We start from the raw sequence: 12,317 nt of genomic DNA, 5'->3' as shown, positions 1-12,317 counted from the left end.
ATCGCCCCCGCCGGCCGCTCGCCAGCCGTTCGCCGTGTTCCAGCGCCCGCATTTCAAGCCAGGGGTCGACGACGGCGTGCTGGTCCGTCCCCAGACTCACCACCGCGCCGGCATCCTGCAGAGCGCGTGCCGGACCGATGCCGTCGGCGAGATCCGCCTCCGTTGTGGGACACATGGCTACGGTGACCCGCGCCTGACCGAGGAGATTCATGTCCTGGGCGGTCAGGTGGGTCGCATGAACCACAGTCAACCGTTCCGAGAGTAGATCATGCCTGGCCAGCAACCCGGTCGGTGTGGTTCCGGTCGCCTCGAGACACTCACGGTTCTCGGCAGGCTGCTCGGAAAGGTGAATGTGCAGGGGTACGTCTGCGGGAAGGTGTTGTGCAATGTATGCAAGCGCAGGTTCATCCACGGCGCGCACGGAGTGCAGGGCAGCACCGACAGAGACCTGGGATGCGTCGAAGCTGCCCGTGATGGCGGTGTGCAGGGAGTGCCACCGGCTGAGCCAGGCGTCCGCGCTGCCGTCGGTGAAGCGTGCCTGTTCGGGCAGCACCGGCGCGCCGAAGCCGGCGGAGAGGTAGCAGGTGTCCAGCAGTGTCAGCCTGATGCCGGCGGTGACCGCAGCGCGGGCAAGCGCCAGCTCCATGGCATGCGGGCCGTCGTCGTGCGTTGGTGTTGCGTGCGTTGGCGCTGCGTGCGTTGGCGCTGCGGTTTCTGGCGGCCCGATACGCTGCTTGCCGTACTCGGTGCCGTCCTGTCTGTGGTGCACGTAGTGGAATTCGGCGACGCTGGTCCAGCCGGCCGTGACCATTTCGGTGTAGACGGCGGTCGCAAGTTCCTCGTACAGCTCGGGCGTGAGGGTACCGGCCGCCTGGTACATCGCGTTCCGCCACGTCCAGAACGTGCCCGTGCCGGCATGGGTTCGCCCGCGAAGCACCCGGTGAAATGCATGCGAGTGTGCATTTGCCGCAGCCGGGAAGACCACGCCGTTCAGCCGCAGATCATCGGGTTCCGGTTCAGCACCGCGGCTAACGGTGCGGACAACGCCGTTGTCACCGAACTCGGCCCGCACGCCCGCCGCAATGTCCCCCGGTTCCAGCCAGGCCTGCTCGCACCAGAGTGATTTCACAGCAGCCGCTCCAGGGCGTCGGCGAGCGCAACGGCGCCATAGTCGGCGTCGTCGTTTTCAACATGTTCCTCCGGGGAATGGCTGATGCCGGTCGGATTCCGCACGTACAGCATGGCTGACGGTGCGTGGGCGGCGAGGATGCCTGCGTCGTGACCGGCACCGGTAGGCAGGCCGGGAGCGCCCGGAATGGCGAGCTGCAGCTGCCGTTGGAGTTCTCCATCGAAGGTCACGGTGCCGCTGACGGACTCCCGGGTCAGCGCGGCGGTGCACCCTTCGAACGCCGCAGCCTTCTGCGCCTGGCCGTGGATCGACTCCACCAGCGAGGCCGTGGTGGCGTCGTCGGGATGCCGGATGTCGATCCACAGCTCCACCCGGGAAGCGATTACGTTGGTACCGCCCGGGATCGGCTGCAGCCTGCCCACAGTGGCGCGGGCTTCGGGCGTGGCGGCGGCGGTCTTGCGGATGGCGAGGATGACCTGTGCTGCGGCCACCATGGGGTCCGCGCGGTCCTCCATCAAGGTGGTCCCGGCATGGTTGCCCTGTCCGCTGATGGTCAGTTTCCAGCGGCCGTGGCCGATGATCGAGGTGCCCACGGCGATGGCGGAGTCGAGGTCGATGAGTCCGCGGCCCTGCTCGACGTGGAGTTCCACGAAGTCACCGATCCGGCGAAGTGCCTCGTCGTCCCTGCCCAGATGTGCGGGATCCAGCCCGTTGGCGCGTGCGGCCTCGGCGAATGTGACGCCGTCCGGATCCTTGAGATTCCGGGCTGTATCCGGGTCAATGGCACCGGTCAGCAGCCGCGAACCAAGGCACGCCACACCGAAGCGCGAGCCTTCCTCCTCGGGAAATACTGTGACGGCGAGCGCCCGCTGCGGCTGGACTCCGCGTTCCTTCAGGAGGTCCACTGCAGCAAGGGCAGCGGCGACGCCGAGCGGACCGTCAAATGCACCTCCACCGGGCACCGAGTCGAGGTGGCTGCCGGTGACGAGCGCGCCGTCCCGGGTGCCGCCGTCGTTCCGGTCAGCGCCATCGACATCCCACCAGGCCCAGAGGATGCCGTTGCGGTCAGTTTCGATATCCAGTCCGCGCCGACGGGCCTCCTGCTCGAACCAGGACCGCAGGTCCAGTTCAGCCGGAGAGAACACAGGGCGGGAGTAGCCGCCGCGGACCGTATCCCGCCCCACACCTTCGATTGATTCCAGCAGGTTGCTTACGCTGTCCATCGGTTTCCCTTCCGGTTCTTCAGAGTTTTCCCAGTGCCACAGGTACCCCTGTGCAGACTGATTGATCAGGCCTAGACTCACCAGCATCTCGCTAACCGATCAATCTGGAGGAGTTCATCGTGGCCGGACGTGTTGTACATTTCGAAATCCCTTTTGACAATGGCGATCGCGCCCGGGAGTTCTACCGCGAGGCGTTCGGCTGGGACGTGACCCAAATGCCCGAGTTCGACTACACCGCCGCCGGCACCGGACCTGCCGGAGAACAGGGTCCCACTGAGCCGGGCTACATCAACGGCGGCATGTTCAAGCGCGACGGCGGCCCGCTCTCCGGTCCGATCATCACGATTGACGTCGAGAACATCGAGGAGTCGATCGCGAAGGTCGAAGCGCTCGGAGGGTCCGCCGTCGGCGAGAAGATGACCGTCGGTGACATGGGGTTCGCCGCCTACTTCCGTGACCCCGAGGGCAATGTGATGGGCCTCTGGCAGAACCCCTGACCTTCCGGGCACGGACCCCGGGTCAGCCCTCCATGGGCACACGGACTCCACGCTCATGGGCCACCTCCCGGGCTCGCTCGTAGCCGGCGTCGACGTGGCGGATGACGCCGGTTCCCGGGTCATTGGTCAGGAGACGTTCGAGCTTCTCTGCTGCCAGCGCCGTTCCATCCGCTACGGACACCTGCCCGGCGTGGATCGAACGGCCGATACCGACTCCGCCGCCGTGATGGATGGAGACCCAGGTGGCACCGGAGGCAGTGTTGAGCAGGGCGTTGAGCAGCGGCCAGTCTGCAATGGCGTCGGAGCCGTCCGCCATGGCTTCGGTCTCGCGGTAGGGCGAGGCAACCGAACCCGAGTCGAGGTGGTCCCGGCCGATCACGATGGGTGCGGACACCTTGCCCTCGGCGACGAGCCGGTTGAAGAGCAGGCCGGCTTTCGCGCGGTCGCCGTAACCCAGCCAGCAGATCCGGGCAGGCAGTCCTTCGAACTCCACGAGCTCACCGGCGGCGTCGAGCCAGCGGTGCAGGTGTTCGTTCTCCGGAAACAGTTCCTTGAGCGCGGCGTCGGTGACGGCGATGTCGGCGGGGTCACCGGATAGGGCGACCCAGCGGAACGGGCCGAGGCCCTCGCAGAAGAGTGGCCGAACGTAGGCCGGTACAAAGCCGGGGAATTCGAACGCCCGCCCGTAGCCGCCCTTGCGTGCCTCATCGCGGATGGAGTTGCCGTAGTCGAAGACGGTGGCTCCGGCGTCCTGGAACCCAACCATTGCCTCGACATGACGGGCCATGGAGGTTTGGGCCTTCTTGGTGAACCCATCCGGGTCCCCTGAGGCTTCCCGCTCCCACTCGTCCATCCCGATGCCCTCGGGAAGGTAGCTCAGCGGGTCATGCGCGGAAGTCTGGTCGGTGACGATATCGATGGTGAACTCACCGTTCCGCTGGCGCTCCAGCAGCGCCGGCAGCACTTCGGCAGCATTCCCGACGACGCCGACAGACAACGCACGCTTCTGGCGTTTCGCTTCGAGGACCTGCTTCAGTCCGTCTTCAAGGTCAGCGGCAACGACGTCGAGGTAGCGCTTGGCGGCCCGCCGGCGCAGGCGGGTCTCGCTGACGTCAAGAATCAGCACCGCGCCGCCGTTCAGTGTGACGGCCAGCGGCTGGGCACCGCCCATCCCGCCGCAGCCGGCGGTGAGTGTGAGCGTTCCCGCAAGAGTCCCGCCGAATCTGGCCGTAGCCACGGCGGCGAAGGTTTCATAGGTTCCCTGCAGGATCCCCTGGGTACCGATGTAGATCCAGGACCCGGCGGTCATCTGCCCGTACATCATGAGACCCTCGGCCTCCAACCGCCGGAACTCGGGCCAGTTGGCCCAGTCTCCCACCAGGTTTGAGTTGGCCAGGAGGACCCGCGGTGCCCAGGGATTGGTGCGGAAGACGCCCACGGGTTTGCCCGACTGCACCAGCAGGGTTTCGTCGTCCTCCAGGTCCTTCAGCGTGGCCACGATGGCGTCGTATGCCTCCCAGCTGCGTGCCGCCCGGCCGGTGCCGCCGTAGACAACGAGGTCTTCGGGCCGCTCGGCCACCTCGGGGTCGAGGTTGTTCATCAGCATCCGCAGGGGTGCTTCTGTCTGCCAGCTTTTCGCCGTGAGTTCGGTGCCACGCGGTGCGCGGATGGTGCGCGACGGATCGTGCTGGGTGAAGGTCATGATTGTGCTCCTGACGTTGAGGACTCGTTCGTGGGAGAGGTTTCAGTTTCCTGCGGGGCAGTGTCTGTTCGGGCGGTGAGAATACCTGTGGCTTCGCCGGCGACCTGGCGCCCGATCCGGCGCGCGCCGTCGTCGGTGATCCGGTAGGAGGGCACAACGACACTCAGCGCTGCCACCACGTGTCCGCCGGACAGCACGGGTGCGGCGATCGCGGTGACGTCGGGTTCGATGCCGTTGCTGACCACCACGTAGCCGTCGTCGGGAGTCTTGCCGCTCAGGACAGCACCGGCGGCGGAACCGTCCAGCGGAATGCTCCTGCCCACCCAGCTGGTGTGGCGAACCGAGTGGGTTCCTTCCCGGACGGACAGGTAGATCCCGTGGCCATCGTGGGAGGGCACATTGAGGTAGGCGGACTCCCCCGTTGAGTCGACCAATCGTTCCAATGCGCCCTCCGCCAGCGACACCAGCGATTCGTGCGAGAGCGCCTGCGCGCCGAGCTGGACCACGCGCATGCCGGGCCGGTAGCCGTCGTCGTCCCTGCGGACAAAACCGGTGCCCTCGAGGGTGCGCAACAGCCGCAGCGCAGTCGATGCCGAAAGTCCGGCATCACGGGCAGCATCGGCCAGGGTCACCGAACCACGGTCACAGACCGTGCCGAGCAGGAGCAGGGCCCGCTCAACGGTGCGGGTGGAGGTATCCGCCACGAGTTCTTCCTTGCGTTCGGTGGAAATATGTATTTCACTTATTGAAACGCTCATTTCATCTGTTGGCAAGAGCGGTCGATTGCGGGACGAGAAAAGGGACAGGTCATGCCAGAAGAGAACACCGTGACAATCGGTTTAGGAGCACTGGCGCCGGCGGAGGTTGTTGCCGTGGCCCGGTACGGTGCGCGGGTGGAGCTCGGCGACGACTCGCTGTCTGCCATGCAGGACAGCCGCTCGGTGATTGATGCGCTCATCGATGATCCGACACCCCACTACGGCGTGTCCACCGGCTTCGGCGCCCTGGCAACCAAACACATTCCCGTCCAGGAGCGCACGCACCTGCAGCGCAGCCTCATCCGCAGCCACGCGGCGTCGTCGGGCGCGGAAGTCGACCGCGAGGTGGTGCGCGGGCTGATGCTCGGGCGGCTCTCCACCATGGCTACCGGCCGGACCGGCGTGCGGCCGGTCGTCGCGCAGACCTACGCGGACCTGCTGAACGCAGGCATCACTCCCGTGATCGGTGAATACGGGTCGCTGGGCTGCTCCGGCGACCTCGCTCCCCTGTCCCACGTGGCGCTGGCCCTGATGGGCGAGGGAGAGGTAAGGAACGACGACGGCGCGCTGCTGCCCGCCGCCGAGGCGCTCAGTGCCGCCGGAATCACCCCGGTCGAACTGCGCGAGAAGGAGGGCCTCGCCCTCATCAACGGCACTGACGGCATGCTGGGCATGCTCGTTCTCGCCTCTGCGGATCTGCACCGGCTGCTGCGGACCGCTGACCTTGCAACGGCAATGAGCGTGGAGGGCCTGCTGGGAACCGACAGTGTCTTCGCGGAGGATCTGCACCAGCTTCGGCCGCATCCCGGACAGATTGTCTCCGCGGCGAACATCCGTCGCGTGCTTTCCGGGTCGCGCCTCATCGGCGAACACGCCTCTGATGAGCGCAAGGCACACCGGTTCACGCGGGTCCAGGACGCCTACTCGCTGCGCTGCGCGCCGCAGGTTCACGGGGCCGCGCGGGCAACGCTGGCACACGTCGAGTCCGTCGCGGCGATCGAGCTTGGCTCCGCCATCGACAATCCGGTGGTGACCGTTGACGGCCGCGTTGAGTCGAACGGCAACTTCCACGGCGCGCCGATCGGCTATGCGTTGGACTTCCTCGCGATCGCCGTTGCGGACCTCGCATCCATGAGCGAACGCCGGACCGACCGGTTTCTGGACAAGAGCCGAAGCCACGGGCTCAATCCGTTCCTCGCGCATGATCCGGGTGTTGACTCCGGGCACATGATCGCCCAGTACACCCAGGCCGGCATTGTGTCCGAGCTCAAGCGCCTGGCTGTTCCGGCCTCCGTCGATTCCATCCCGTCCTCCGCAATGCAGGAAGACCATGTGTCAATGGGCTGGTCCGCCGGTTTGAAGCTGCGGCGGGCGCTGGACGGACTGACGCGCGTGGTGGCGATCGAGCTGCTGACCGCGGCCCGCGCGCTGGACATGCGCGACGGCGGAATCAGTACCTCCTGCAGTTCGCCCGCCATCTCTGCGGCGCGGGCCGCGCTCCGGGAGGTGGTGGAGGGACCGGGGACGGACCGGTATCTCGCGCCTGAAATTGAGGCGGTGCGGAAGCTGGTGGAGGCCGGGGCGGTTCTTGCCGCCGTCGACCGCGTGTTGGGCGAGCCGCTCGCCTAGGTCGTCCCCATTACTCCATTACCCCATCGCACGCGCAGTAATGGCGCTTTGAGTAACTCAAAGCGCCATTATGTGACTCCACACGCAGGAGGGTTGGGGGCGGATCCCCTACCAGCGATGAGCCACATCGATGACCAGCCGGGATGAGGTACCCGGCCCGTCGAGTGAAAAGACCCGGAACGGAAGGCGGGCGCGAACGCCGAGGCCAAACGTGGTGCGGCTCTCGAAGCTGTCCACGTAGGCCACCTGCCGGAAGGTTGTGAAACCGGCAACATTGACCGCTTCGGACCTGACGGTCGGACGGTAGGTTGCGTTGCCCCGTCCGTCCTGGGCCGGTGCGTTGACGGTCACCTGGATGTCGGCCCCACCGCGCAGCGGCGTGGCCAGGCCGGAGGTCCCGACGACGGCGCTTACGTACCGGACGGTGTAGCCGGCACCTTTGCCCCGAACATCGATCACGAGCCGGTCAAAACAGGCATGGCGGCCGGCCCGTACGTTCACCACCGGGGCACTGGTCTGGGCCGTGCTGGTCTTGGCCAGTGAGCCCCAGGTTATTCCGCAGTAGGGAGCAGCGGAGGCGGAAGACGGCACTACCAGCCCGAACCCGACAATAAGTAGCAGGCTCGCCAGCAGCGCACGGAGTGTGTGCATGATGCACCACCTTTCAAAGAAGTAGGTGGGATCATCGTAGGGCCGCGTTTCCGGGGAAGATCCGGTCTGTGAACCATCGGCGCCCAACCGTTACGGGCGGCGCATGTGCCGGATGTTCACCGGGCTTTTCGGCGGTAAATCGCAATCATTCGGACACCGCAATGACACCGTGTGTGTTGCGGGATCCTGTGTTGCTTCTGCTGGTTTACGCAGGGTTCTAGGCTGGCTGCGGCGTCATGCGTAGGACCAGACGCATGGCTGGTTCTGCGAGCCGTGCCGCAATTGGACCAAGGATGGCCATTAGCAGCACGTAGGCCGTTGCCAGTGCAGCAAGCTCGTCTGTGATGGCTCCGGACGCCACGGCAAGGCCGGCAATGACGATGGAGAACTCGCCGCGGGCGATCAGCGCTGCACCTGCGCGCGCACGGCCCAACTTGCCGACACCCTGCCGTTTCGCCGCCCACCAGCCGGTTGCCACTTTGGTTGCAGCCGTGATGGCGGCCAGGAGCAACGCGTAGCCGAGCACCGGAGGAATGGTCGCGGGGTCAGTATTGAGTCCGAACACCACAAAGAAGATGGCTGCGAACAGATCGCGCAGTGGTTCCAGGAGGCGGGTGGCATTGGTGGCAGTGGCCCCCGAGATCGCAATGCCGAGCAGGAAGGCGCCGACGGCGGCTGAAACCTGCATCGCCGCTGCAAAGCCCGCGACAAGCAGCGCACCGCCGATCAGCGTCAGCAGGAACACCTCGCGGTCCTTGGAGTCAACGATGGCGGAAACGGTGCGGCCGAAGCGGAGCGCGATCACCAGGACGATGGTGACCACCACCAGCGACACGCCGACTGCCTGAAGCCCGCCGGCAAAGCTGACCCCCGCGAGCACCGTAGTGAGGATGGGAAGGTAGATGGCCATTGCGAGGTCCTCGAAGACCAGCAGTGACAGGATGACCGGGGTCTCACGGTTCCCGAGGCGCCCCAGGTCCGTCAGCACTTTGGCGATGATGCCCGACGACGAAATGTACGTCACTCCGCCGAGGACGAGTGCTCCGACACCGCCCCAGCCGAGCATGAGGGCAACAATCGCGCCGGGCAGGAAATTCAGCAGGATATCGAGGACTCCCGCCATCCATGACTGTTTCAGGCCGGTCACCAGTTCGCCGGCGGTGTATTCCAGGCCAAGCAGCAGGAGCAGGAGGATGACCCCGATCTCACTGGCTATCTCGCTGAACTCCTCCAGCCCGTCCAGCTCGACAAAACCGCCCTGCCCGAAGAACAGCCCTCCGATCAGGTAGAGCGGGATGGGCGAGAGACCGATCCGCCCGGCGAGCCTTCCGAGGATACCGAGGCCAAGGAAAACCGCTCCCAGTTCAATGAGGACCAGCGCGCTGTGATTCTCCACGGGCGGCTCAGCCGCCGCTAAGAATCTCGGCCGCGGCGTCGAGCCCTTCGGAGGTTCCAACGGCCACCAGCAAGTCGCCGGCAGCCAACGTGAAATCCGGTGTGGGCGAGGCCTGGACCTGCCCTCGCCGGAGCACCGCAACCAGCGAGACGCTGGTGCGCGTGCGCATCTTCGTGTCACCGAGTTTGCGTCCGTCATACGGGGAGTCGACATCGATGAGGAATTGCCGGGTGTTGACCCCCGGCAGATCCCGGTGGTCTTCCGTCAACTGCGCCACAATCTCGTGGGATCCGAGCAGGTTACCCAGCGCAGAGGCCTCCTCGGCAGTCAACGGGATCGATGCCAGACACGCATCGGGATCATCGGCACGGGACACGATCAACTCCGTCTCTCCGCTGCGCTGGGTGACTGTGCCGATCCGGCGGCCCGACGCCGTCACAATGTCCTTGCGCACGCCGATTCCGGGCAGCGGCGTCTCTTCAACCTTCATGGTTTTACTCTAGACCCGCCGGTGCACTCGGGATGCTCAGGATTCCTGATTCAGCGTCCGGCGGCGAGCGCTGAGGCGAGAGACTGGCCGGCGGCGGCTCCTGCTCCAGTGCCGGTGATGAGCCCGGCCGACAGTTCGGCAATGGCCGACGACGTCTGGAACCCGTAGCCGCCCTGGCCCGCCAACCAGAAGAATCCCTCGGCTTCCGGATCGAATCCGACAACCGGGAGACCGTCTGCCACCTGGGTCCGCAATCCTGTCCAGGCGCGCATCACGCTCCCGATTCCGAGTGTGGTCATGGAATCAAGGCGAGCGATCAGTGCCTCCAGGTCCTCGGGACGCGGCTGTGCGTCCTCCGGCACGCTCGGGACCGTCTCGGCAGGTGAGATGAGGAGGCCGTCGTCGTCCCTGCGGAAATAGAAACTGTCATCCGCCGCCGCTACCATCGGCGAATCGGGGGCGGGGATATTGTCTGCGCCGACAACCGCTGCCGTCCGTCGGTAGGGCCGCATGCCCTGTGTGGCCACACCGGAGAGGACAGCCAGTTCATCAGCCCACGCGCCTGCCGCATTGACGACGACGGCGGCGTGCACTGCCTGCGAACCGGCACCGACTTCCCAGGCCGTCCGGAGCCGCTGGACTGAGTGAACGCGCGCGCCGGTCATGATCCTGGTGCCGCCTGCCTCCGCTGCCGACCGGTGATGGTCCAGCAGGACGTCCGTGTTGCAGCCGACCGCCGTGGTGTCGAGTCCGGCGGCGTTGTAACCCTGCTGCCGGGCGGCCGGCTCGATTTGCGGACAAAGCTGCACTGCTTCTTCCCATGGGAGGCGTTCCATGGCGCCGCTGGCTCTGGCAGCGACGTCGTTGTCCGAACCGATCAGCATGAAACTGCGGGGAGTGAGCACCGGCGAGGGTAGCTCATCTTCACGTTCCCGGATGAGCTGAAGCGTCCGTGCGGTGAGTTGCTGGATCGCCTCGGGCCCGTAACTGGGGATGAGCTGCCGGGCCGACCTCGAGGAGGTGTGGTACGCGAGGGAATGTTCCGCCTCGACGAGGATGATCCTCAACTGTGCCCGCTGGTCCGATGCCAGCGCGGCCGCGAGCGAGAGCCCCGCGATACCGCCGCCAACAATCACAACGTCCGCTGTCTCAGTCATTGCGCTCCTTCGTTCCGCTTCCCTGGCGCTTTCACACCAGCCACAGCTACTCCAGTGCGACGCACAGGACTGAGGCGTCATCGGCCGATTCGCCGATCTCATCCTGTGTGGTCCGCAGCATCAGCATAAGCTCCTGCGCGCCCATCGGAGTCTGTACAGCCTCAAGGAAATCCGCCGGGCCGCTGACCAGCCCGAGGTCCACCGCCCGCCACGCGCCGTCGGATGCCAGCGCCACGGTATGGGCAGGCCCGAGCGTGACCAGCCGGGCGTGTTGCGCCGCTGCCGGTTCACGGCGTGCAACCCAGACCCCTTCCGGCGTGTTTCGCTCCAGCCGTGCCCGGCGCAATTCGTCACGCGATGACGGTCCGTCCAGGGCCTGCCCCACGTGTCTGACCTCCCCGTCATTGAGGGCCGCCACCACGTGGCAGTCGGCGAGGCTGAGGACCGAGAGGGCGCCGTCGTCGTCGGTTGTGACCAGGGAGACCGCGGCGCTCGGGAAGCGCTGGGATTCCGGTCCCACCAACTGGTGGCCGAGCTCGTCCACTTTCGCCAGCGCGGCGGCCAGAACGGCGCGGGGGTCCTGTGGTCCGGCGCTTTCCGCCAGCGCCAGCCCCAGGACCTGCGCATACCAGGAAGGGTTCGACGCGCCGGGGAGATCGAGTTCGTCGAGCAGCGACGTTGCGCCGTCGATCATCCAGGCGGCGTTGGCGCGGTATCCGCATGCGTCTTCCATGACGTGGTTGTCACCCTCGGTCTGGACCCGCGAGACATGTGTGAATTTCATCGGCAAGGCCCTTCGTCGATCAATATGTCATCGGCGAGAACGTCCTCGAGGATGCGGATCCCCATCGTGTGGAAGGCGGGATTGTCATCGGATGTTGCTGCCATGGCTGCGGCGATACAGAGCGCCCAACCGCGTGCCCGCTGCCAGGTCGCGGAATCCACAGACCGTTCCCTGGTGACCGTCTCGATGAAGGTACGCCTTCCAATGCGGTCGAAGACGAGCCAGGCCGCGGCGAGGTCCGTGGCGGGGTCCCCTGCCGTCAGGTCGCCGAAGTCAAGGACGCCGGCGAGCCTGCCCTGCGGATTCAGGACGAGGTTCGCTGCGTGCAGGTCGCCGTGCAGCCACAGCGGCGGTCCGGTCCACTCGGGTTGGTCCCGCAGGACCCGCCAGAGGTGCAGGAGTTCCTCGGGCTGGCCGGCTGCGGCGATTCGCTCCTCCACAACCGCGCTCCGTGTGGACAGTGGTACTCCGCGGACCGTATTTCGTGGGGCGTCAGCCGGTGCCGGGCGGTGGAAAGCGTTCACGAACCGTGCCAGATCGGCGGCCGCGTTGAACCTGTGCGCTGCTTCGATGTCAGCCGCCACGGTCCCCTTCAGCCAGCGCGTGATGGACCAATACCACGGAAAGTACGACGACGGCGTGCCCGTCCGCACCGGAAGAGGCATGACAGTCGCGAGGCCCCGGCTCACTTCCGGCAGCCAACGCTGCTCGTTGCGGATGAGCTCCGCCGCCGCCTGCCGCCGCGGAAGGCGGACAGCGAGCTCGTCACCGAGCCTGAAGATCACGTTGTCCCAGCCGTTGGCCACCTCTAAGAGCGGCAACTCGGCGAAATCAGGGTGCTGGTCAGCGAGCAGGCGCATGACCAGGGCGGCGGTGACGTCCACCTCTGCTGGCGGCATTC

12 protein-coding genes are annotated in these 12,317 nt (G+C 66.3%); 2 read left to right on the top strand and 10 right to left on the bottom strand.

Features of this window, described 5'->3' with window-relative positions; translation table 11 throughout:
* Together P4U43_RS08400 and P4U43_RS08395 are read right to left on the bottom strand one after the other, a co-directional pair.
* A partial coding sequence (locus tag P4U43_RS08400) for an amidohydrolase family protein (RefSeq protein WP_277358325.1) occupies positions 1–1,129 on the bottom strand: 1,129 nt, incomplete at its 3' end.
* The gene (locus P4U43_RS08395; protein ID WP_277358324.1) at positions 1,126–2,352 is read right to left on the bottom strand and encodes an allantoate amidohydrolase; all 1,227 of its coding nucleotides are present in this window, start codon (positions 2,350–2,352) and stop codon (positions 1,126–1,128) included. The genes P4U43_RS08395 and P4U43_RS08400, both read right to left, overlap by 4 nt.
* A 119-nt stretch (positions 2,353–2,471) precedes the next feature.
* On the opposite strand from P4U43_RS08395, the gene P4U43_RS08390 reads away from it, so the two are divergent.
* A complete protein-coding gene (locus P4U43_RS08390; RefSeq protein ID WP_277358323.1) occupies positions 2,472–2,849 on the top strand; it encodes a VOC family protein in 378 nt (125 codons plus the stop codon).
* Between the two features lie 22 nt (positions 2,850–2,871).
* On the opposite strand, the gene hutU is transcribed toward P4U43_RS08390, so the two are convergent.
* Together hutU and P4U43_RS08380 are read right to left on the bottom strand one after the other, a co-directional pair.
* The gene (gene hutU, locus P4U43_RS08385; RefSeq protein ID WP_277358322.1) at positions 2,872–4,551 is read right to left on the bottom strand and encodes a urocanate hydratase; all 1,680 of its coding nucleotides are present in this window, start codon (positions 4,549–4,551) and stop codon (positions 2,872–2,874) included.
* Entirely contained in the window at positions 4,548–5,309 is a 762-nt protein-coding gene (locus tag P4U43_RS08380; protein WP_277358321.1) for an IclR family transcriptional regulator, read from the bottom strand. The genes hutU and P4U43_RS08380 overlap by 4 nt, the downstream gene beginning before the upstream one ends.
* A 51-nt stretch (positions 5,310–5,360) precedes the next feature.
* On the opposite strand from P4U43_RS08380, the gene hutH reads away from it, so the two are divergent.
* Positions 5,361–6,938, top strand: a complete 1,578-nt coding sequence (hutH, locus tag P4U43_RS08375; protein WP_277358320.1) for a histidine ammonia-lyase — start codon at positions 5,361–5,363, stop codon at positions 6,936–6,938.
* Positions 6,939–7,046: 108 nt separating this feature from the next.
* Here hutH and P4U43_RS08370 read toward each other — a convergent pair whose 3' ends face one another.
* The 6 genes from P4U43_RS08370 to P4U43_RS08345 all read right to left on the bottom strand — a co-directional run bounded on the left by P4U43_RS08370 (position 7,047) and on the right by P4U43_RS08345 (position 12,315).
* Positions 7,047–7,589: an AMIN-like domain-containing (lipo)protein gene (locus P4U43_RS08370; protein ID WP_277358319.1), complete on the bottom strand. Its 543-nt coding sequence runs from the start codon at positions 7,587–7,589 to the stop codon at positions 7,047–7,049.
* 217 nt (positions 7,590–7,806) lie between these two features.
* A complete protein-coding gene (locus P4U43_RS08365) occupies positions 7,807–8,985 on the bottom strand; it encodes a cation:proton antiporter (RefSeq protein ID WP_277358318.1) in 1,179 nt (392 codons plus the stop codon).
* 7 nt (positions 8,986–8,992) lie between these two features.
* Positions 8,993–9,475 carry a cation:proton antiporter regulatory subunit gene (locus P4U43_RS08360; protein WP_277358317.1) on the bottom strand — a complete coding sequence of 161 codons (483 nt, stop codon included), beginning with the start codon at positions 9,473–9,475 and terminating at the stop codon, positions 8,993–8,995.
* A 50-nt stretch (positions 9,476–9,525) separates the two neighbouring features.
* Positions 9,526–10,632, bottom strand: a complete 1,107-nt coding sequence (locus P4U43_RS08355) for an NAD(P)/FAD-dependent oxidoreductase (protein ID WP_277358316.1) — start codon at positions 10,630–10,632, stop codon at positions 9,526–9,528.
* Between the two features lie 46 nt (positions 10,633–10,678).
* Complete coding sequence (locus P4U43_RS08350) at positions 10,679–11,416, bottom strand: protein phosphatase 2C domain-containing protein (RefSeq protein ID WP_277358315.1); 738 nt, start codon at positions 11,414–11,416, stop codon at positions 10,679–10,681.
* The gene (locus P4U43_RS08345) at positions 11,413–12,315 is read right to left on the bottom strand and encodes an aminoglycoside phosphotransferase family protein (protein ID WP_277358314.1); all 903 of its coding nucleotides are present in this window, start codon (positions 12,313–12,315) and stop codon (positions 11,413–11,415) included. The genes P4U43_RS08350 and P4U43_RS08345 overlap by 4 nt, the downstream gene beginning before the upstream one ends.
* Positions 12,316–12,317: the final 2 nt, after the last annotated feature.

The organism is Arthrobacter vasquezii (genome assembly GCF_029455255.1).
Lineage (GTDB): Bacteria > Actinomycetota > Actinomycetes > Actinomycetales > Micrococcaceae > Arthrobacter_D > Arthrobacter_D parietis.
The sequence above is the reverse complement of the archived record's forward strand: the minus strand, read 5'-3'. Positions and strand labels throughout refer to the sequence as shown.